The sequence below is a fragment of the Pseudomonas sp. LBUM1657 genome (genome assembly GCF_059716075.1).
This window is the reverse complement of sequence record NZ_CP166799.1, coordinates 3,117,318-3,138,026: the sequence shown is the minus strand read 5'-3', so window position 1 is coordinate 3,138,026 and position 20,709 is coordinate 3,117,318. Positions and strand designations below refer to the sequence as shown.

The 20,709-nt window shown below is 56.7% G+C and carries 17 protein-coding genes and 3 pseudogenes; 4 read left to right on the top strand and 16 right to left on the bottom strand.

Features of this window, described 5'->3' with window-relative positions; genetic code table 11:
* Positions 1–10: 10 nt before the first annotated feature.
* Positions 11–580: pseudogene (locus ACA055_RS14415) on the bottom strand (IS630 family transposase); the annotation flags it as partial.
* Positions 581–598: 18 nt separating this feature from the next.
* On the opposite strand from ACA055_RS14415, the gene ACA055_RS14410 reads away from it, so the two are divergent.
* Positions 599–721 (top strand): hypothetical protein, encoded by a 123-nt coding sequence (locus ACA055_RS14410; RefSeq protein ID WP_497684521.1) that lies wholly within the window; start codon positions 599–601, stop codon positions 719–721.
* Between the two features lie 219 nt (positions 722–940).
* Here the strand turns inward: ACA055_RS14410 and gabD are convergent, their stop codons facing one another.
* The 6 genes and pseudogenes from gabD to ACA055_RS14380 form a co-directional block, all read right to left on the bottom strand.
* A complete protein-coding gene (gene gabD, locus ACA055_RS14405) occupies positions 941–2,389 on the bottom strand; it encodes an NADP-dependent succinate-semialdehyde dehydrogenase (protein ID WP_497684250.1) in 1,449 nt (482 codons plus the stop codon).
* 97 nt (positions 2,390–2,486) lie between these two features.
* A pseudogene (locus ACA055_RS14400) lies at positions 2,487–2,568 on the bottom strand (hypothetical protein); the annotation flags it as partial.
* Positions 2,569–2,619: 51 nt separating this feature from the next.
* Positions 2,620–3,858 (bottom strand): CaiB/BaiF CoA transferase family protein, encoded by a 1,239-nt coding sequence (locus tag ACA055_RS14395; RefSeq protein ID WP_497684249.1) that lies wholly within the window; start codon positions 3,856–3,858, stop codon positions 2,620–2,622.
* Between the two features lie 26 nt (positions 3,859–3,884).
* Positions 3,885–5,087: a 3-oxoadipyl-CoA thiolase gene (locus ACA055_RS14390; RefSeq protein WP_497684248.1), complete on the bottom strand. Its 1,203-nt coding sequence runs from the start codon at positions 5,085–5,087 to the stop codon at positions 3,885–3,887.
* 9 nt (positions 5,088–5,096) lie between these two features.
* Complete coding sequence (locus ACA055_RS14385) at positions 5,097–6,641, bottom strand: 3-hydroxyacyl-CoA dehydrogenase (RefSeq protein WP_497684247.1); 1,545 nt, start codon at positions 6,639–6,641, stop codon at positions 5,097–5,099.
* A gap of 3 nt (positions 6,642–6,644) precedes the next feature.
* Positions 6,645–7,430, bottom strand: a complete 786-nt coding sequence (locus ACA055_RS14380; RefSeq protein ID WP_497684246.1) for an enoyl-CoA hydratase — start codon at positions 7,428–7,430, stop codon at positions 6,645–6,647.
* A 235-nt stretch (positions 7,431–7,665) separates the two neighbouring features.
* On the opposite strand from ACA055_RS14380, the gene ACA055_RS14375 reads away from it, so the two are divergent.
* From ACA055_RS14375 to ACA055_RS14365, 3 genes are all read left to right on the top strand, one after another.
* On the top strand, positions 7,666–8,532 hold the full coding sequence (locus tag ACA055_RS14375; RefSeq protein ID WP_497684245.1) for an IclR family transcriptional regulator: 867 nt from the start codon (positions 7,666–7,668) through the stop codon (positions 8,530–8,532).
* Between the two features lie 58 nt (positions 8,533–8,590).
* Positions 8,591–9,745, top strand: coding sequence for an acyl-CoA dehydrogenase family protein (locus ACA055_RS14370; RefSeq protein ID WP_497684244.1), 1,155 nt, complete (start codon positions 8,591–8,593; stop codon positions 9,743–9,745).
* 64 nt (positions 9,746–9,809) lie between these two features.
* Positions 9,810–11,084 carry an MFS transporter gene (locus ACA055_RS14365; RefSeq protein ID WP_497684243.1) on the top strand — a complete coding sequence of 425 codons (1,275 nt, stop codon included), beginning with the start codon at positions 9,810–9,812 and terminating at the stop codon, positions 11,082–11,084.
* A 600-nt stretch (positions 11,085–11,684) separates the two neighbouring features.
* Here ACA055_RS14365 and ACA055_RS14360 read toward each other — a convergent pair.
* The 9 genes and pseudogenes from ACA055_RS14360 to ACA055_RS14320 all read right to left on the bottom strand — a co-directional run.
* Positions 11,685–11,858 (bottom strand): annotated as a pseudogene (locus ACA055_RS14360) (amino acid permease); the annotation flags it as partial.
* Positions 11,859–11,954: 96 nt separating this feature from the next.
* Positions 11,955–13,700, bottom strand: coding sequence for an ABC transporter ATP-binding protein (locus ACA055_RS14355; protein WP_497684242.1), 1,746 nt, complete (start codon positions 13,698–13,700; stop codon positions 11,955–11,957).
* A 54-nt stretch (positions 13,701–13,754) separates the two neighbouring features.
* Positions 13,755–14,747, bottom strand: coding sequence for an acetamidase/formamidase family protein (locus tag ACA055_RS14350; RefSeq protein ID WP_497684241.1), 993 nt, complete (start codon positions 14,745–14,747; stop codon positions 13,755–13,757).
* Positions 14,748–14,778: 31 nt separating this feature from the next.
* Positions 14,779–16,398, bottom strand: coding sequence for an ABC transporter substrate-binding protein (locus tag ACA055_RS14345; protein ID WP_497684240.1), 1,620 nt, complete (start codon positions 16,396–16,398; stop codon positions 14,779–14,781).
* A gap of 29 nt (positions 16,399–16,427) precedes the next feature.
* Positions 16,428–17,354, bottom strand: a complete 927-nt coding sequence (locus ACA055_RS14340; RefSeq protein WP_497684239.1) for an ABC transporter permease — start codon at positions 17,352–17,354, stop codon at positions 16,428–16,430.
* Complete coding sequence (locus ACA055_RS14335; RefSeq protein WP_497684238.1) at positions 17,355–18,203, bottom strand: ABC transporter permease; 849 nt, start codon at positions 18,201–18,203, stop codon at positions 17,355–17,357.
* Complete coding sequence (locus tag ACA055_RS14330; protein WP_497684237.1) at positions 18,200–18,433, bottom strand: hypothetical protein; 234 nt, start codon at positions 18,431–18,433, stop codon at positions 18,200–18,202. Before ACA055_RS14330 ends, ACA055_RS14335 begins: the two co-directional genes overlap by 4 nt.
* A complete protein-coding gene (locus tag ACA055_RS14325; protein ID WP_497684236.1) occupies positions 18,430–19,440 on the bottom strand; it encodes an asparaginase in 1,011 nt (336 codons plus the stop codon). Before ACA055_RS14325 ends, ACA055_RS14330 begins: the two co-directional genes overlap by 4 nt.
* A 103-nt stretch (positions 19,441–19,543) precedes the next feature.
* Positions 19,544–20,647 carry an alkene reductase gene (locus ACA055_RS14320; RefSeq protein ID WP_497684235.1) on the bottom strand — a complete coding sequence of 368 codons (1,104 nt, stop codon included), beginning with the start codon at positions 20,645–20,647 and terminating at the stop codon, positions 19,544–19,546.
* Positions 20,648–20,709 lie beyond the last annotated feature (62 nt).

Below are 20,709 nucleotides of genomic sequence, written 5' to 3'. Positions count from 1 at the left end.
CAGCACTTAGCTAGTGTGCAGTCTCAGAAAAAGCGTTCTCCTTAGACTGTGATGCCATCGCCTTTCGTGCACGCTGGATCTTGCGCAAGATGTCTTCACCTTTTGCATTCCAGACGTATAGGCTTGGCTGAGCATTGTGTAACGCTAGAAACGTGGTACTGGAACTGGCCAATTCGCGTGTCGAACTGAAGCTGCCATCACGTAAGAAAACGGTGATATCTCGGAAGAAGCGTTCAACCATGTTCATCCAGGAGCTGGATGTCGGGGTGAAGTGCGTGTGAAATCGCGGAGGTCGCTTGAGCCATTCCTTGACCACTGGATGTTTGTGCGTGGCGTAATTATCCACGAACAAGTGCAGTCGCAGACCCTTGGGGGTTTCGCGGTTGATCTTTTTCAGGAAGGCCAACCACTCCTGCTGTCGGTGTTGAGTTTCAATGCGGCTGATCAGTCGACCTTGCAGATAATCCATCGCCGCAAACAGCGTGAGCGTGCCGTGACGAACATAGTCATGGGTTTGTGTACGGATATGCCCGATACCCAACGGCAATCCGGGCTGCGTGCGCTGCAATGCTTGAACCTGACAGGAAGGAAAATTTACATGGCCTACCTTCCCAATCGACGTTTTTCGACAAAGGTTCGCGTGTTGCGCGATTTTCTCGAAAGCTACCTGCAAGGTATTGGCGAATTACCTCCTGAATTCCTTCGGCATAAGGTGGAATAGACATTAGGTTTACAGCCTGAATGGAGTTTCCAACTGATCGTTGAAAAAACCAGGGCGAACGCTCGAAGGAGCCGAGCCCCAACGGCAGTTTCCAAGAGATGTACATGTCGATTTATCCTTGTTTTTATGTTTTACGACACAGCGTTATCTGGACCGCAGGGCGATGCCCTTGCGGTCACGAAGAAAGTGGTTGATCGGAAATGGCGGGGTAACTGCCTGTTAGATGCCTGCCAGGCACAGGTACTTGATTTCGAGGTAGTCCTCGATACCGTACTTGGAACCTTCCCGGCCGACACCTGAAGCCTTGATACCGCCGAAGGGCGCGGCTTCAGAGCTGATGATTCCGGTGTTCACACCTACAATGCCGTACTCCAGGGCCTCACCGACGCGGAACACCCTCCCCAAGTTTGCGGTATAGAAATACGCCGCCAAGCCGAACTCGGTGTCGTTGGCTTTGGTGATAACTTCGGCGTCATCGAAGAAACGGAAGACTGGCGCCAGCGGACCGAAGGTTTCTTCCTTGGATACCCGGGCATTGTCGGGCACATCCACGAGGATGGTCGGCTCGAAGAAGTTGCCGCCAAGCGCATGGGCGGCGCCTCCTTTGATGAGCTTGGCACCCTTGGCCAGAGCATCCTCAATATGCTCGCGAACCTTGGAGACAGCCTTGCTATCAATTAACGGGCCGAGGGTGACTCCGTCAGCAAAGCCGTCGCCAATTTTCAGCGCGCCCACCGCTGACGCGAGTTTGTCGACGAAGGCGTCGTATACCTTATCGTGGATATATAAGCGGTTAGCACAGACGCATGTTTGCCCGGCGTTGCGGAATTTGGAGGCCAGCGCGCCATCCACCGCAGCATCGAGATCGGCATCTTCAAAGACAATGAATGGCGCATTACCGCCTAGTTCGAGAGAGACTTTCTTGATGTCGTGAGCGCACTTTTCCATGATCTGTCGGCCGATTTCAGTAGACCCGGTAAAGGAAATCTTGCGCACGGCCGGGTTGCTGGTCAGTTCCTCGGCAATCTCCGACGCAGTGCCTGTCACGACCGACAAGACACCTTTTGGAATGCCCGCCCGCTCGGCCAAATAGACCAGCGCCAACGCCGAAAAAGGTGTCTGGGAAGCAGGTTTGATGACCATGGTGCAACCAGCTGCCAACGCGGGGCCGGCTTTACGAGTGATCATTGCACTGGGGAAATTCCACGGCGTGATCGCTGCGCAAACACCAACGGGTTGTTTGATGACCAACAGGCGCTTGTCCGTGGAACCCGGGATCAGATCCCCGTAAACGCGCTTGGCCTCCTCTGCATACCACTCGATGTAGGAAGCGCCGAAGGTGATTTCTCCCAGTGCTTCGGGCAATGGCTTGCCCTGCTCCAATGTCATGATAGTAGCCAGATCGTGCTGGTTCTCAATGATCAATTCATACCAGCGCCTCAACTTGGTAGCACGTTCCTTCGCCGATAACTCACGCCAGGCTGGCAGCGCGCGTTCGGCCGCTGCGATAGCACGACGGGTCTCGGCCTTACCCATGCGCGGGACCTGACCGATGGAGGCATTGGACGACGGGTTGACGACGGTGATGATGGCTGCACTGTCGCCGGCCGTCCATTCACCGTCGATGTACGCTTGTTGGCGAAAGAGTTGAGGGTTGTTCAGAATCACTGCATGTACTCCAATAGGGGCGCAGCTCCGGCGGAATTGCGCCTGTTCAACATTCGCCTGAGCGCATGCGCAGCAGACGAGTGCAACCGTGTTTTCCCGTCCTGCCCTGCAACCAGAAGGTGGACGTCACCACCGATTTTGGCAGCAGCGGCCACAGTGTTCAGCGTGGCCGGGGCCAGCGCTTTGTTGTCCTAACTAGTCGATGGAGCTGGCGTGCGAGGTGATACATATCAGCGTTCGCCAAGCTGCTCGATGACGCTGCGTGCCTTCAACTCTGCCAGGCGTTCATCGTCCATCCCCAACTGACGCTTGAGGACTTCATCCGTATGTTCACCCAGCATCGGTGCCGGGCGCAGATACTCCACCGGCGTGCCAGACAACTTGATAGGACTACCAACCGTAACGAAGTCCGCCTTCAGCGGATGGGGAATGTTCACCAGCATATTGCGCGCCTTCACTTGCGGCTCATCCAGTGCTTGAGCGATGCTATTTATCGCCCCCACCGGCACGCCCTGCGGGTGAATACGTCGCACCCATTCATCGGCACTAGCGCCGAGGAAATGCCACGACAGAATCTCGATGACCTCTTCCCGATTAGCCACTCTGTCTGCATTTCGCGTGAAGCGCGGATCTGTAGGAAGGTCCGCTAGACCGATAGCCTCGCACAGCGCAACAAACTGGGAATCGTTACCGCAGGCGATAATGAAATCCTTATCACTGGCACTGAATACTTGATACGGCACGATGTTGGCGTGGGCGTTACCGTAGCGTCCCGGGGGTTTACCGGAAGCCAGGTAGTTCTGGCTTTGGTTGCACAGTGTGGCGACCTGCACGTCCAGCAGTGCCATGTCGATGTGCTGACCCACACCACTTTTTTCCCGGCTGAGCAACGCAGCCTGAATAGCGACCGTGGAGTAAAGCCCGGTCATCAGATCGGAAAATGCCACACCAACTTTCTGTGGGCCTCCACCGGCTAGGTCATCACGCTCGCCGGTGATGCTCATCAGCCCGCCGATACCCTGAATAATGAAGTCATAGCCTGGCTCGGCAGCCCGAGGCCCTGTCTGCCCGAAGCCCGTCACCGAGCAATACACCAGTCGTGGGTTTAGCTCGGACAAGGATGCATAATCCAGCCCGTACTTGGCCAACGAGCCGGCCTTGTAGTTTTCGATCAGCACGTCGCAGTGGGTGGCCAGCGCGCGCACTATCTCTTGGCCCTCGGGGCTGCCCAGATTCAACGCCACCGATAACTTTCCGCGGTTGGTCGACTGGTAATAGGAGGCTTCGTGGGTAGCCTCATCGTTCTGGCCCTTCATCCATGGTGGTCCCCAACCACGGGTGTCGTCACCCGTACCTGGTCGTTCAACCTTGATGACTTCGGCTCCCAGGTCGGCCAGGGTCTGGCCACACCAGGGGCCGGCAAGCACACGGCTCAAGTCGAGTACGCGGTATCCAGTCAAAGCACCCATTTCATATCACCTTTGCTTGCGCGCATTTACACACGCTCGATAACCATCGCCAGCCCTTGGCCGACACCGATACACAGACTGACCACCGCGTAGCGTTTGCCGCTCAGTTGCAACGCCCGTGCGGTGCTCAGCGCCAATCGTGCGCCCGAGGCGCCCAGCGGATGCCCGACAGCGATAGCGCCGCCATTGGGGTTCACACGAGGATCGTCGAAAGGAAGGCCGAGCCCCTTGAGGCAGCCCAGTACCTGACTTGCGAACGCCTCGTTAATTTCGATGATGTCCATATCCGCCAGACTCAAGCCGGCGCGCGCCAAGGCCTTATTAATTGCCTCGACCGGGCCGACACCCATGATCCGAGGCGCCACACCACTTGCGGCGGCAGATAGGATCCGCACCATTGGTAACAGCCCATGGCGTTCGCCTGCAGCAGAGGAGCCAATCAGCAGTGCTACGGCACCATCGTTTACACCTGAAGCATTGCCAGCGGTTACCACGCCGCCTTCGAGCAAAGGCTGCAGTCCGCCCAGGGCTGCAAGATCCGATTGCGGGCGCGGGTGTTCGTCCTGTTCGACCACGTTGTGAGGTGTCTTACGGCCGGTGGGCACGCTCACCGCAAGTAGTTCGTCGGCGAAGAAACCGGACTTGCGCGCGGCTTCGTAACGAGCCTGCGAACGTGCGGCAAAAACGTCGGCCTGTGTTCGGTCAATACCGTACTCATGGGCCACGTTGTCTCCGGTCTGAGGCATGCTGTCGTTACCAAACTCGGAAACGATCCTTGGGTTAGGAAAGCGCGCGCCGATGGTGCTATCGAACACCGTTAACTCGCGGCTATAGGCGGCTTCAGCCTTGGCCATGACAAAGGGGGCGCGGGACATGCTTTCCACCCCGCCAGCGATGAACAGTTCGCCTTCCTTGCAGGTCACTGCGCGGGCTGCGTCGATCACGGCGGCCAGACCACTGGCGCACAAGCGATTGACCGTCTGCCCCGGTACCGTCACCGGCAAGCCGGCGAGCAACGCAGCGTGGCGGGCGATATTGCGACTGTCCTCGCCTGCCTGGTTGGTATTGCCGAGGATCACGTCCTCGATGGCGTCACCAGGGATGGCATACCGCGCAAGCAGTTCTCTGATCACATGAGCAGCAAGGTCATCTGGTCGTACGGGGGCAAGTGCACCGCCGTGACGACCGAAGGGAGTACGCAGCCCTGCGAAGATGTAGGCGTCGAGCATGGAAGTATCCTAGGCGTTAAAAGGTCGGGGCAGTGTCGGTTCGGTGTGGCACAGCGATAGGCCGATGGTTGCGCGTCGACGCAGCCAAGGGCCCGGTCGGTAACGCGGATCTCCCGTCACTTCGGTCATGCGCTCCAGGATGGTCAGCAAGCGTTTGGCGCCGACACTGTCGCCCCAGGCCAACGGCCCCTGCGGATAACCCAGCCCACGGCGCACGCCTTCATCCAGGTCTTCGACGCTGGCGATGCGCTGTTGGACGATATCGCCGGCCAGGTTGACGATCATTGCCAGCACGCGTTGGGCAACGAAACCGACACTGTCGTTGATCACGCTGACACCGACGCCGTCGCAAGCCAGCAATGCATGCGCGGCATCGCGTATGTCGACTCGGGTTGCAGGGGTAAGCATCAGCGTGCGGTAGCGAGCGCTGTCGAGCAGTGGGTCGATGCATACCGTGCGCGTAGGGTCGGTGGCAAAACGTTCCGCGGCACTGGTGGCATCCAGGCCATAGGGCGCCAGCAAGCAGAGTGCTTCACTGGACGGTGTGGCACCCTGCTCTATCTGCGCGCCCAGTTGCTCCAGCAAAGCAGTCAGGTTCGCGCGATCGGCCTCGTTCTCAGTACCGAGCCACACCGGCGGCAGCGCCTCCACTACCGGCACTGCCTGCGCCTGGGGTGCATCAACCATCTGGCCGTTGGCATACCGGTAAAAACCACGCCCAACCTTGCGACCGACGTACCCGGCCTCGAGCATCTGCCGAGTCAGCGCTGCCGGGCGATATCGAGGCTCTTGATAAAACTGGTTGTAGATCGACTCGATCACCGGGTGCGAGACATCCAGGGCTGTAAGGTCGAACAGCTCCAGCGGTCCCATGCGAAAACCCAGGCCTTCGCGCAGGATGCGGTCAATTTCGGCGGGTTCAGTCACGCCTTCCTTGAGAATTTGCAAGGCTTCGGTGCTGTAGGCGCGCCCCGCATGGTTGATGATGAAACCTGGCGTGTCCTTCGCTCGAATACCACGATGGCCCATGCGCGCCGCCAACGCCTGCAAGCGATCACCCACCTGCGGATCACTGGCAAGGCCGTCGATGACTTCCACGACTTTCATCAGGGGCACCGGGTTGAAGAAATGGAACCCCGCGACACGTTCAGGACGCCGACATTCCCGGGCGATGCTGGTCACGGACAGCGACGAGGTATTGGTTGCCAAAATGCAATCGTCACCAACGACCGCTTCAAGCTGTGCGAGCAAAGCCTGCTTGGCATCGAGACGCTCAATAATCGCTTCGACGACCAAGTCGACGTCCTTGAGCTCGGTCAGAGCGGTCGCTACCTGCAGGCGATCGAGTGTGGCCTGTGCGTCTGCGCCGCGAACCTTGCCCTTGCTCACCAGCTTGTCCAGCGTCTGTTCAAGGTTATCGCGAGCGGCCTGGGCGGCACCTTCGCGGTTATCAAACAGCAGGACCTGAATACCGGACTGGGCTGCAATCTGGGCAATGCCGGTGCCCATGATGCCAGCCCCCACAACAGCCACATGGTTGATCTCGCGTGTCATGAATCATTCTCCCGAGAAGGTGGCTTTGCGTTTTTCAAGGAAGGCGGTTGCGCCCTCTTTCTGGTCCCTGGAATCAAACAGCAACTGAAACGCCTTGCGCTCCAACGCCAAGGCGCTGTCCAGGGGCAAGTCGGCACCGAGCAGCATTACTTCCTTGATCTGCGCTACCGCCAGCGGCGGCAAGGCGGCTATTTCAGCGGCCAGTTCAAGGGCTCTCGGCACTGTGCGCTGGTCACTCACCACCTCGCTGACCATGCCCATGGCCAGCGCTTCGGGGGCCGCAACCAGACAGCCCGTCAGTGCGATTCGCATCGCCTGGAATTTTCCGACGGCACGAATCAGGCGCTGGGTGCCACCGGCGCCCGGCATCAGGCCAAGCTTGACCTCCGGCTGACCGAAGCGTGCCGATTGCCCTGCAACGATGATGTCGCAATGCATCGCCAATTCGCAGCCGCCCCCCAAAGCAAAACCATTCACCGCGGCGATCACGGGTTTAGGGCAACGAGCGATGGCCTCCCACAAGTACTCCGTGTGGCGGCGATACATCTCGATAGGGCTGGCCTCGGCGAACTCGCGTATGTCGGCACCGGCGACAAAGTACTGTTCGCCACCGGTGAGGACGATCGCCCGTACCTGCTCATTGCCGGCCAGAGAGCGAAAGATTTCTGCCAACTGTTCGCGCACCGCGCTGTTGAGTGCGTTTTTGACCTCGGGCCGCTGGATCCGTACGACAGCGACGGCATCATCGCGGATTTGCAGATCCACTACAGCGTTAAGCTGGGAGTCCATACCTACCTCTTTTGTGTTTCGCTATGCGAAACTGAATACCGTAATTACGACAAATCATAGATACGCTTCTAAATTCCTGTAAACAGGCAAACCAATAAATCTGTTTTACCTCTGTAGTTGCAGTGTTTTACACAAGATCAATAAATAGATTGGTTTTTGTTTAAGCACCAAATACAATTTCGTCAGGCGAAACTGTATTTTATTTTCTTGCATTTCTCGAAAGCGAGGTTCTACCATGGATCGCAACAAGACAGATCAGCAGGCCGTGGACAAGACGAAAGGAGCGGATGAAATCGGCTTACTGAAGATGGGCCTGCTCGATCCCGCCAGCGCGCTGAGCGAAGACGAAAGCAGTGGCCAGTTCGTAACTGCGTTGGCACGCGGACTTGAGCTGATGAGGTGTTTCAGCCCGCGCGACAACGTGCTCGGCAATCAGGACCTGGCGCGAATGACCGGGCTGCCCAAACCGACGGTGACGCGTCTGACCAATACGTTGATGCGGTTGGGCTGCCTCAAACGTGAAGTGCATTCAGGCAAGTATCAGCTGGACGTAGGTGTGTTGGGTTTCGGTTACGCCATGTTGTCAAATCTGGCGATTCGCACGGTGGCTCATCCCTTGATGGAGGAATTGGCTAATCACGCTCAGGCGGCCGTCGCCATGGCCGCCCGCGATCGACTTCAGATGGTGTACCTGGATGTGGTTCAGGGTCAGGGCAACATGACCATGCGCCGGCAAATCGGCAGCTACTTGCCGCTGGCACAGAGTTCGGTAGGTCGGGCGTGCCTTGCTGCGATGCCGGAAACCGAGCGGGAGTTTCTGCTCGATCACATTCGCCAGCGCGAATCGGAGCAATGGCCCGCCATTCGCAAGGGGCTGGACAAAGCGTTCAGGGATTTCGCCGACTACGGCTTCTGCCTGTCGATCGGTGAGTGGCATCGCGACGTCAACTCCGTTGCAGTTCCATTGCTGCACCCGCAGTACGGGTTACTGACCTTCAACTGCGGTGGACCGAGTTTTCAGTTACCCCGTGAACAGCTCGTGGACGATATCGGGCCTCGCCTGATCAACATGGTTAACAACATTGGCGCCGCTGCTCGCTGACGCAACGGAGTAACGGCGCCCTAGAAAACCGGCTCGCTTGCGAGCCTCAGGAGCGCACATGATCCGTGATACCGAAACCCTGCAGATACTGTTGGATTCCCTTCGTCAGTTCGTCAGCGAAGTGCTGATTCCCCGTGAAAACGAAGTGGCCGACACCGACGCGATCCCCCAAGACATCGTCGAACAGATGCGGGAAATGGGCTTGTTTGGCCTGACGCTCCCGGAAGAGTTTGGCGGTTTGGGCGTCACGATGGAGGAAGAGGTGAATATCGCCTTCGAGCTGGGCCGCACTTCACCGGCGTTTCGCTCCTACATCGGGACCAATAACGGGATCGGCTCCATCGGTATCCTCCTGGACGGCACTGAAGAACAGAAGCATCACTACCTGCCCAAACTGGCCAGTGGCGAGTTGCTCAGCTCCTTCTGCCTGACAGAGCCAGATGCGGGCTCAGACGCCGCCTCGCTCAAAACCAACGCCGTGCGCGACGGCGACAGCTACATTCTCAATGGCACCAAGCGCTTCATCACCAATGCCCCGCACGCCGGGATCTATACGGTGATGGCGCGAACCAATCCCGAGATCAAAGGCGCCGCCGGCATCAGCGCGTTTATTGTCGAGCGCGGCACACCCGGTGTTTCGCTGGGCAAACCCGACCACAAAATGGGCCACAAGGGTGCTCACACCTGCGACGTCATATTCGAGAATGCGCGGGTCCCCGCCAGTCAGCTGATCGGCGGTGTCGAAGGCGTAGGCTTCAAGACCGCGATGAAAGTACTCGACAAGGGTCGCTTGCATATTGCGGCTCTGAGTGTCGGCGCCGCTGAGCGGATGCTCGACGATGCCTTGCGCTACGCAATGGAGCGCAAACAATTCGGCAAACCGATCGCCGAGTTTCAACTGATCCAGGCCATGCTCGCCGACAGCAAGGCTGAAATCTATGCGAGTCGCTGCATGGTGCTGGATGCCGCACGCAAGCGTGACGACGGACGCAACGTCAGCACTGAAGCTTCCTGCGCCAAGATGTTCTCCACTGAAATGTGCGGACGGGTCGCCGACCGTTGCGTACAGATTCATGGTGGCGCCGGCTATGTGAGCGAGTACGCCATCGAGCGCTTCTATCGGGATGTTCGCCTGTTCCGCATTTACGAAGGCACTACCCAGATCCAGCAGATAGTCATCGCCCGAAACATGATCCGCGACGCTCAAAGCTGAGGCCACGGGCTTTCAATTTCCGGTTCAAGTGCCCTCCCCCAATAAATACAAAAAAGGTAACACCATGGACGCTGCAGCTCAGGCGAGTGTGACTACGCACGCCAAAACCAGTACCTGGGTGCTGGTCTTCATCTTCTGCTTTCTTGGATTGTTGATCGACGGTGCTGATCTGATGCTGCTTTCCTACAGCCTCAGCAGCCTTAAGGCCGAATTCGGTCTGAGCAACGTAGAAGCCGGCAGCCTGGGTAGCTTTACCCTGGCCGGGATGGCCATCGGTGGCATCTACGGGGGCTGGGCCTGTGATCGTTTCGGTCGGGTGAAAACCGTGGTCTGGAGTATCGCACTGTTTTCTGTCGGCACAGCTGTGCTGGGCCTTACGCATAGCTATTGGCAGTTCGCGATCATCCGATTCGTGGCATCACTCGGGATAGGCGCACTGTACGTGGCTTGCAACACGTTGATGTCCGAATACGTACCCACCCGCTACCGAACTACGGTACTCGGCACACTGCAAGCAGGCTGGTCAGTGGGATACATCGTAGCGACGCTGCTGGCCGGCTGGATATTACCGAGCCATGGCTGGCGTTGGCTTTTCTACATTGCCATCATCCCGGTGATCCTCGCGGTGGTCATGCAACGCTTCGTGCCAGAACCGCAAGCATGGATCAACGCTCAAGCCGAGCGCGCCAGGAAAAAATTCGCGAGCATTCAGAATCCATCCTCTGGAAAGCGCGAGAGCATGTACAAGCTGATCTTCAGTGATCCGCAAGCTAGCCGGATGTTTATCTTCTGGGCTCTGACTGCCGGCTTTCTACAGTTCGGTTACTACGGTGTGAACAACTGGATGCCGACGTACCTGGAAAGCGAACTGGGCATGAATCTCAAATCCATGACCGGCTATATGGTTGGCACCTACACGGCCATGATCCTCGGCAAAATTCTTGCTGGCCTGGCGGCTGATCGTATCGGTCGTCGTACCGTTTTCGTCTTTGGCGCCTTGGGGACTGCGGTATTCCTGCCGGTGATCGTGCTGTTCCAAAGCCAGGAAAACATACTCTGGATGCTGGTGGTGTTCGGCTTTTTGTACGGTATCCCTTACGGTGTGAACGCTACGTACATGACCGAAAGCTTCGAGGCTAAATTTCGCGGATCCGCCGTAGGCGGTGCTTACAATATCGGGCGTCTGGGTGCAGCGGTTGCTCCGGCCGCTATCGGGTTCCTTGCCTCTCATGGCTCGATCGGTGTGGGTTTTCTAGTCATGGGCGCGGCCTACTTCATCTGTGGAGTGATTCCGGCGCTGTTTATCCAGGACAAGCAATTCGATCCGCAAAAGCAATAGACCCGATCACTCAACAATTCATCAGCTGTCTGTCGGCGCCTCCTGGTCCGACTGACCGCTGCTATTGCACATGATCAAGATGCGTCAACTTTTGTTCCAATATGTTTGAACCGCCATATTCCCTGCAACAAACGTCGATCGTTTAGCCGGAATCTTTCTGACATTTTCCATAAAACTTATCTGGCCAGCGCGCTTGCTGGAGCGAGAGAAATCGCCATGAGAAAGCCTGTCGCAAACGACGGCCTGGACCGAGTTGATTCAGGCGTGACCTCTAACCGGTGATTTTTCGCGTCAGCCTGAATGCGGGGATGCTGAGCACCTCGGCTGTGAGAGGCCCCAACACATCGCCATCTTGTTGCACTGTTGCACTTGGCCGAATTTATTCATCAACGTAGTCATTGACGGATGGATCGCTATCTTTGACAGCACCAGTCGAGGTAACTCGAATTTTTAAGGCTACGACACAGCGTAGTGGCACTCCCTAAGTGCGCTCAGCGTCTGGTAGCTCGCACTGTCACAACGCTCTAGCGATGGATGCCTATCGAGCTGGGCCATATGCGCAAGGCGAAACCGCCCTGGCACGCTGGCAAACCAGTACTACATGTACATCGCTACCGTCGCCACTTCCGTGCCTACTGCCATTACAATCGCGACCCAATAGGCATAGCGCACCAGGAACCCGGCCAATGGGCTAATGTAGAACTCGGCGTAGGCACCAAACGAACCAGAGCTCGAATGGGCCACGGTCATTTCCGCCAGGCATCCCATCAACATGACGGGTAAGAATTTGCTCTCACGATAGGGAAAAACAGAAAAGCCTACATCGCTATCACTAACGCACTGGCGGTCCCAGAGCTCCGCGCCCTCACCCTATCCTACCGCCACCCAATGCTCGTCCCCCACGTCCCGAAATTTCTGCGTCGGTGCTTCAAAACCCTTTACCTTGATAGGGCTTGGTTGCTCAAACTCTTGCAGCAGCGCCTTGAAGTCGCGTTTGCGATCGACGTCTGGCATCGGCACCGCGCTTAGAAGCCGTCTGGTGTATGAGTGTTGCGGGTTGTGCAAGACGTGATCGCGACGGCCGATTTCGACAATCTGGCCGCCATACATGACGGCGACGCGATGGCAAATGCGCTCGACCACGGCCATGTCGTGGGAGATAAACAAGTAACTGAGTTGATGCTGTTCGCGCAGGTGTTCCAGCAACTCAAGAACCTGAGCCTGGACCGAAACATCAAGGGCCGACACGGATTCATCGGCGATGATGACTTTCGGGTTGAGCGACAACGCCCGTGCAATGCAGATCCGTTGACGCTGACCTCCAGAGAACTGGTGAGGGTAGCGATACATCGCATCGGCGGGCATATCGACCTGGCGCAACAATTCAACGACACGTTCCTGTCGTTGCACCAGCGGCAGTTGGTCGTGAATCAATAGTGGCTCGCCGACCAACTCCAAAATGTTTTTGCGTGGGTTTAGGGCCGCGTAGGGGTCCTGGAACACCATTTGGATAGCGCGCCGCACGGCATTCAGATCTCCTCCATGCAGACCGTTGAGCTCTTTGCCGAACAATTGCACGCTGCCCTGATAAGCCAGCATGTTCATCAGTGCTTTGCCCGTGGTGGATTTGCCACAACCGCTCTCCCCTACCAATCCCAAGGTCTCGCCTTGGCGCAGTTCAAAGTTGACGCCTTCCACCGCATGCACTTGCCGATCTTCTTCGAACCAGCCCATACGAATCGGAAAACGCACGGACAAATCGCGCACCCGCAAAACCACCGGCTGGTCACTGATGTCATCCGGTTTGCCGGCGGTGCCCAATACCGGCACGGCTGACAATAATTTGCGCGTGTAGTCGGCCTGTGGCTGGGTGAACAATTGCCGCACTGGCGCCTGTTCTTCAGTGCGACCGTGGTTCATGACGACCACTTGATCGGCCATTTCCGCGACCACGCCCATGTCGTGGGTGATCATTAGCAAGCTCGTGCCATACACCTGTTGCAGCTCGCGCATCAGCTCAAGAATTTGCGCCTGAATGGTCACATCCAGTGCAGTGGTCGGCTCGTCGGCGATCAGTACTTTGGGCCGGCAGAGCATGGCCATCGCAATCATCACACGCTGACGCATGCCCCCGGACAGTTCATGCGGGTATTGCTGCAGGCGTTTTTCTACCTGCGGCATGCGTACCGATTCGAGCATTTCTTTGGCCCGCAGGCGCAAGTCCCGACGCCCCAACATTTCGTGGCGGCGCAGGGTTTCCTGCAACTGCTGACCGACAGTCATCAGCGGATTCAATGAGGTCATCGGCTCCTGAAAAATCATGCCAATCTGCTTGCCGCGCAATAGCTGCAATTCGCTCTCGGGCGCGCCGATCAAATCGCGGCCGCCGAATTTGATCGCACCTTGCACCACCTTCACCGGCTTGGGCAGCAGTCCCATGATCGCTAACGATGACAGCGATTTTCCGCTACCGGACTCTCCGGCAATGCAAAGAGTCTGGCCTGGAAACAGCTCGAAATTCAGATCATCGACAACGCGCTTGGGTGTTGCACCCAGACCGACATCGATGGACAAACGCTGCACCGATAGAATCGGCTGGGTGGTTTCGTTACTCATCAAAGCTCCTCATGATTGAAGCGACTTTTATCAAGCAGCTTGCGATGAAACACATCAGCTAAACACGATTTTGGGGAAGTAGAACGACACCACCCAGTTAGGCAAATCGACAATTTCGCTGATGCGCAAATCGCCGCACACCGAGCACAGCATGTAAGCCTGTTCCGCCGGCATACCATGCTCACGGCAGAGCCATTCGATAGTGTTGCTGACGGCTTGACGCGCGGCTTGCATCAGGTCCGGACCAATACCTGTGAAGGCTTCATAGCCTGCACTATCGAGGTGACGGGTGACGGGGCCAGGGGTGCTGAAACGGGGTGTCGCCAGCGGCGTATTTTTGATCAGGTCAAGTTGGACCACGACGTCCATGGCACTTTCGATAGCGGTGCCGCACACCTCTCCGTCGCCTTGCGCCGCGTGGGTATCACCGATCGACAACAAGGCACCGCTGACTTCCACCGGCAAGTACAACGTGGTGCCAGCAGACAAATCACGGATGTCCAGATTGCCACCGACCCGACGCGGTGGAACAACCGAATGCAAACCCGCCTGCGCCGGCGCGAGTCCGATAGTCCCAGCGAAGGGCTTGAGCGGTACTTTGGCGAAATCGCTGAATGCGGCCGGAGTCAGGTCGAGTTTGTCGTAGTGCCACAGCGCCAGGGCCGGATCCTTGAATTGGTCGGCCAGCAATCCAAAACCCGGGATATTGGCAGTCCAGCCAAAGCCGCAGGGCTTGAAGCTGTCGATCGTGATTTTCAGCACATCACCAGGCTCGGCACCCTCGACGAAAATCGGCCCGGTGACCGGGTTTATCTTATCGAACGGAACCTTCGCTACATCGCCCACCACCGAGTTCGGTGTGAAGAAGCCGTTGGACGAATCGAGGCAGCAAAGTTCGAGCATCGAGCCTGGTGTGACCCGGGCAGTCGGTTCGATGCTGTTGTCCCAGCCGAAATGGCTGTTGACGCTATGAATGGTCTTGACCAGGCAGTTCTGGCACACGGGAGAAATCTCCGAGCTGAAGGCCACGCCGCGTGGGCGTGGCAACAGGCTGATCGTCGAACAGGCCGACAGCGCTTTATTTTAGGTAGATGTGGTTGTAGTTAACCGGTACGTGTACCGGATCGACGTACAGCGTGTCGCTGCCGCCCATGCGCGAAGAGCGCACGGTGAAGCGCTGCTCGTTGAAGATCGGCACCCATGGCGCTTCAGCCATCACGTCGATGAAGATCTTCTTCCACAAAGCGATGCGCTCACCCTGTTGTTCCGGTTTGTCCATGCTGTCGGCCTTTGCGGCCTGCGCATCCAGGGACTTGTTGCAAAATAGCGCCCAGTTCCAACCACCGTCTACCGCGCCATCGCAGCCCAGGATCGGCCCGTAGAAATTAGAAGGATCCGGAAAATCGGCAATCCAGGCCATGCCACCGGACCACACCATCGGCGCTTGATCCTTGGAGCTGCCGGCCGCAATCACGTTGGCTTGCGCCAGGGATTTGATCTGCACACGGATGCCTACTTTGGCCAGGTCTTGCTGAATAGCCTGGGCGATACGTGGTTGTGGATCGGTGCTCATGACGTATAGTTCAGTGTCGAACCCCTTGTCGAAACCGGCCTCGGCCAGCAGTTTTTTCGCCGCATCGATGTCGTAGGCATAACCTTTGTAGTCCTTGTCATAACCCGGCATTGCCGGCGGCAACGGCTGATTGGCCGGGACCGCGCGGCCATTGATGATACGTACGATGCGATCCTTGCTGATCGCCATGTTCACGGCCTGACGCACCTTAAGGTTGTCGAATGGCGGCAACGTGGTTTTCAAGGTCACGTAGCCGGTTTGCAGCTGATTGCCGGTCACCACCAGGTTTTTGAATTTCGGGTCGTTCTTGAATTCCAGGAACTTAGCGGGTGGCACTCCGTCGCCCGCAATGTCGACTTCACCTTTTTGTAAACGCAACAGAGCGACCATCGGATCCTGGCCCACTTCAAAGGAGATGGTATCCAGGTGCGGCAGGCCAGCCTTGAAATAGTCCGGATTCTTCTTGAAGAGAATCTGCTGCCCGAGCTTCCACTCCGCCAGGCTGTAGGCTCCGGTGCCAACTGGGTGCTTGCCGAAATCGGCGCCCCACTTCTCGACTTCTTCTTTCGGTACGACAAAGGAGAAGTTGATTGCCATAATCTGCAGGAACGTCGCATTCGCCGACTTGAGGGTGATTTTGACCGTGTAATCGTCGACCACTTGAATGCCTGACAGGTACTCGGCCTTTTTGGTCGTCATGTCTTCATAACCCACGATCGAACTGAAAAACCCCGCTCCGGGGCTCTGGGTTTTCGGGTTGACAGTGCGTTCCAGGGAATACTTGACGTCGCTCGCCTTGAGCTCACGACCGTTCTGGAATTTCACGCCTTTTTTCAAGGTAAAGGTGTAGACGGTGCCATCGTCGGAAATGCTGTAGTCCGACGCCAGGTTTTTAACCAGCTCCGTAGTGCCGGGCTTGTAGTCCATCAGGCCATCGAACAGGCTTTTGATCATCGACCAGTTTTGCCAGTCATAACCAATGGCCGGGTCGAGGGTGGCCACATCGTTTTGATAGGTAATGACTGCTGCGCCTCCGTCTTTCGCGTTTGGATCGAAGTCGTCAGCCAGAAGATACCCGGCGAATAACGTGGCCGCGGTGGCCAAGAATAGTGCTTTGCGATTCATGCTCCAGCCCCTTACCTATGATGAGTTTTTTAGTGTTTTTTTATGTCGATACGCGGATCGATCCAAGGGATCACCAAGTCGGCGACCAAATTGCCCAACACAATTGCCACCGCCGAAACCGTGGTCACTCCGACAATCACCGGGATGTCCACTTGCTGAATAGCCTGCCACGTCAGTTGTCCAATTCCCGGCCAGCCAAAGACTGATTCGACCACCACCAGCCCGCCCATAAAGATGCCGATGTCGATGCCTATCATCGGGATCACCGGCACGATGGCGTTTGGCAGTACATGCCGCAGGACCACATGCATCCGACTCAGCCCTTTGGCGCGGGCGGTGCGGATGAAGTCCTGATGCAACACTTCAATCATCGAAGAACGCACCATGCGTGAGTACCAGCCGCTGCCCAGAATGCCCAATGTCATGGCCGGCAATAACAGATGCTCGAACCCGCCATACCCGCCCAGTGGAAACCAGCCCAACTGCACGGAGAAGAAGTACAGAAACAACATCGCTGCAATGAACTGCGGGGCCGACACGCCAATAAACGAGAGGGCCATAAGCGCCTTGTCGGCCCAACTGTCGCGGCGCAGCGCCGCGATGACTCCAAGGGTGATACCAATCAGCAACTCGAAACCGATGCCAGCGCCCATTAACTCCAGCGATGGACGCAGGCGCGATCCGATCAGTTCGGTCACCGAGCTGCGCTGGACATAAGAGCGCCCCAAATCACCTTGCACCAGGTTTCCCACATAGTTGGCGTACTGCTGATAGAACGGCAAATCCAGCCCCAATTGCGCTCGAATCCCCGCCACCACTTCCGGCGTGGCGCTGCGCCCGGCGATTTGCCGCGCAGGGTCGGAGGGCAGCATGAACAACAGCAAATAGGTGATGAACGTCACCCCGAGCAAAATCAGCAGCGAATAGCCGAGGCGACGACTGATGAAGGCGAACATTCAACTTCTCCCTTGCAAGGTAGGATCGAGTTCATCGCGCAGGGCATCACCGACCAGATTAAAGGCCAGGGACAGCAGCACAATTGCGATACCGGGAAAGAACACCAGCCAAGGTGCGGAGGTGAAATAGGTCTGGCTCTCGAAAATTATGTTCCCCCAACTCGGCGTTGGCGGCTGAACACCGACGCCCAGGTACGACAGGGTCGCTTCGAGTAAAACCGTGGTGGAAATGCCCAGCGTTGCCCAGACGAGAATGGTCGGCAGCAAATGGGGAAGCAGGTGCGAAAACAGAATTCGCAGTGAACTGGCCCCGAGGGTTCGCTCCACCGCCACAAAATCACGAGCACTCAGGGCAATGGTCTCGGAGTAGATCACCCGGGCAATCTGCACCCAGTTGACCATGGCGATCACTAACGCAACGATCCACACGCTGGGCTGGAAAATCGCCGACAGCGCTATCGCCAGCAGCAACGCCGGGAACGCCATCATCAGGTCGGTAAAGCGCATCAATGTGCTGCCGATCCAACCGCGTAGAAAGCCGGCGCTCAAGCCGACCAACGTGCCGATCAGAACAGCCAGACCATTGGCGAGCAGACCAATGAACAGCGAGGTACGCGCCCCATAGATCAGGCGCGACAGCAAATCGCGGCCCAGCAAATCAGTTCCCAACCAGTACGGCATGTCGGGCGGCAGAGGCGCGCCCTCCATCGACAGGCCTTCGACGAACTGCTCGGTCGGATCGTGAGGGCTCATCCACGGAGCAAACAACGCTAAAAGCACAACGATGACGATGTACAACAGAGACAAAGCCACCGCAGGGCGGCAAATCAAGGCGCGGAACAGCTTCATATCTGCCCCCCATTTTGTTGAAGATAATCCGCCGCCATGTCCACACACAGGTCATCATCGACAATGGCGGCAAAGCAATCTTCGAGGGAATCGTCCGCGCCCTCGAAGAGCGCCTGTGGCGCGATGCCCCGGCGTTGCAGGCTTTTGTGCAGGTTGGCCAGGCTCCGCGGTTCGCAGTCGACCAAAAACAAGCGACCCGTTTCGAAGTCCGGACTTTTGAGCAAACTCATTTGACGATCCTCAGGCGGGGCGTTGGCGCAAGCGCCCGCAGGCGATGAGGTTCACTCAGATCGGTGGCGGTCAGGTAACGATCAGCTAGCAGCGATTGCGCTTCGCTGTGCAGAACGACAAAGCGTCCCTCGCGCAGCTCGGCGATAAAGTGCTCGACTCCGCCATCACGCACAAAAGGAACAGCTTGAAAAGGCTTGAGCGTAAAACGGAAAAACGTCATGGATGCCGGGGCGCCTGCATCGGCCAGTAAAGTCCCCTCTCTATCAACCACAGCCAATGACCCCCAATGGATGCGCTCCACATGTTCGTTTCGGGTAGCGATGGCGGTTGGAACATGGGCAGGAAGATTCATGAGGATCTTTAAACTCCAATGAGTAACCCGACGAGGAACTCTCTCTCGGGAAGATTCGTTGACGGGAAACAAGGATGTGCGCACTGCGAGGGAAATGACTTTATATCCCGGTAAAAACTGATGGAACATCGAGCAAAGGAATTCGGTTTTGCGCCCAGCGCAAAGGCAATCAATCTGAAGATGACTTCCGAAATTACGCGTATTGATCATCTGGGGGTGATGAGGTCTTTGGTGAACGTTGTCGAATTGGACAGCTTCTGCGCAGCGGCCCGAGAGATGCACGTCTCGCCCTGAACGTTGAAACGAACTATGTCGGCGCTGGAAAAGTCGCTGAACAACACCCTGCCCCACTACACCACTCATATCGTGGAACTCACCGAGGCGGGGCAGATCTATCACACGCGCGCACTTTCGATGATTGCCAGCCTGGGTGACATCTTGCGTGTGGTTAGCGATTTCGCGCTGCGCTTGTGCGGTTTCTTGTAGGTGCTGCGGCGGGCCGCGGCCTGGATCACCTGACGTCCCATGCTCGGTGCGCTTCTCGACATTGGTATGCCAAGCAAACAGGGTTAATGAACTAACTTGCCATTGTCCACTCTGGGTCGAATAACGCCCATTGTCATAGCTCACTAAACCGACCACCAACACGGGCATGGCTTTTCTCCACAACAAGGGAAAATACAACCGCCCATGAGGCTGAGTAGCCTCAACTCTTGAATTAAGCGATGGGCGGAGTAAGCAGAAACTGTTTGGATAATTAACTTAGGAACGGGTAATCGGTGTAGCCTTGAGCCCCCCCGCCATATAGCGTAGATGTGTCCAGTTCATTCCATTCAGCGCCTTGCGCGATGCGCTCAACTAAGTCTGGATTGGCAATGTAACTACGACCAAATCCAATTAGATCTGCTTCACCCGCCTCAAGCATTTGGATGCCAGATTTTCCTGTATGCCCTCCACAATGTATCACGGTGCCATGGTAGACCCTCCGCAGGGCCAGGAAGAAGTCATCAAAACCGTCATAAGTACCACCTGCCCAATCTGGTTTGTTCACATGGACGTAGGCTAGATGCCTGGTATTTAGCTGCTCTAGCAAATAGGTGAATGTTTGCAACGGGTCTGCATCATTAACATCATTAAATGTGCCCATTGGAGAGATCCGAATACCAACACGTCCAGCATCACCAATCGTTTCAATAATATTATCAACTACCTCTAGAACTAAACGAGCCCGACATTCCACCGAACCGCCATACTCGTCATTCCGTTTGTTGCTATTGGAGCAGAGGAACTGGTCGAGCAGATAACCATTTGCAGCATGCACCTCCACACCGTCGAAACCCGCTCTCATTGCGTTTAATGCACCAACGCAATATGACTTAACGATATCAGCCAACTCAGATGTCTCGAGCGCCCTAGGCATTTCGACTTGAGTTTTGAATGCATCTCCGTCGGCTGTAACCACAAAACAATCTGCATTGGCTCGAATCGCCGAGGGCCCGACAGGAGGAGCGTTGTCAGGCTGCAATAACTGATGAGATATGCGGCCAACATGCCATAGCTGCAGGAACATCAAACCACCTTTTTGATGTACACGATCCGTAACGAGCTTCCAGCCCTCCACCTGCGCATCACTATGTATACCAGGCGTCCAAGCGTAGCCCTGACCTTCGGGACATATCTGGGAGCCTTCGCTAATGATCAAACCAGCCCCTGCGCGCTGCCCATAATATTCAACAGTTAGCGGACCAGGCACGTTTCCCGGTTGCGATGCCCTTTGCCTCGTCAGGGGCGCCATTACCACTCGGTTTGGCAGCTCCAGCCTTCCAAGCTTAATCGGTTTTAGCAATGGATTTCCCAGCATGTGTACCTCCTCAGGCAGATGTGTCTCCACATCATATCAACATTGTTGACCTGAGCAATACC

Bases quoted from the DNA above. Each gene is read 5' to 3' on its own strand.
- ACA055_RS14410 (WP_497684521.1), top strand. From the start codon at position 599: ATGGCCTACCTTCCCAATCGACGTTTTTCGACAAAGGTTCGCGTGTTG.
- ACA055_RS14395 (WP_497684249.1), bottom strand. From the start codon at position 3,858: ATGGGTGCTTTGACTGGATACCGCGTACTCGACTTGAGCCGTGTGCTT.
- ACA055_RS14390 (WP_497684248.1), bottom strand. From the start codon at position 5,087: ATGCTCGACGCCTACATCTTCGCAGGGCTGCGTACTCCCTTCGGTCGT.
- ACA055_RS14385 (WP_497684247.1), bottom strand. From the start codon at position 6,641: ATGACACGCGAGATCAACCATGTGGCTGTTGTGGGGGCTGGCATCATG.
- ACA055_RS14380 (WP_497684246.1), bottom strand. From the start codon at position 7,430: ATGGACTCCCAGCTTAACGCTGTAGTGGATCTGCAAATCCGCGATGAT.
- ACA055_RS14375 (WP_497684245.1), top strand. From the start codon at position 7,666: ATGGATCGCAACAAGACAGATCAGCAGGCCGTGGACAAGACGAAAGGA.
- ACA055_RS14370 (WP_497684244.1), top strand. From the start codon at position 8,591: ATGATCCGTGATACCGAAACCCTGCAGATACTGTTGGATTCCCTTCGT.
- ACA055_RS14365 (WP_497684243.1), top strand. From the start codon at position 9,810: ATGGACGCTGCAGCTCAGGCGAGTGTGACTACGCACGCCAAAACCAGT.
- ACA055_RS14355 (WP_497684242.1), bottom strand. From the start codon at position 13,700: ATGAGTAACGAAACCACCCAGCCGATTCTATCGGTGCAGCGTTTGTCC.
- ACA055_RS14345 (WP_497684240.1), bottom strand. From the start codon at position 16,398: ATGAATCGCAAAGCACTATTCTTGGCCACCGCGGCCACGTTATTCGCC.
- ACA055_RS14340 (WP_497684239.1), bottom strand. From the start codon at position 17,354: ATGTTCGCCTTCATCAGTCGTCGCCTCGGCTATTCGCTGCTGATTTTG.
- ACA055_RS14335 (WP_497684238.1), bottom strand. From the start codon at position 18,203: ATGAAGCTGTTCCGCGCCTTGATTTGCCGCCCTGCGGTGGCTTTGTCT.
- ACA055_RS14330 (WP_497684237.1), bottom strand. From the start codon at position 18,433: ATGAGTTTGCTCAAAAGTCCGGACTTCGAAACGGGTCGCTTGTTTTTG.
- ACA055_RS14325 (WP_497684236.1), bottom strand. From the start codon at position 19,440: ATGCCCGTGTTGGTGGTCGGTTTAGTGAGCTATGACAATGGGCGTTAT.
- ACA055_RS14320 (WP_497684235.1), bottom strand. From the start codon at position 20,647: ATGCTGGGAAATCCATTGCTAAAACCGATTAAGCTTGGAAGGCTGGAG.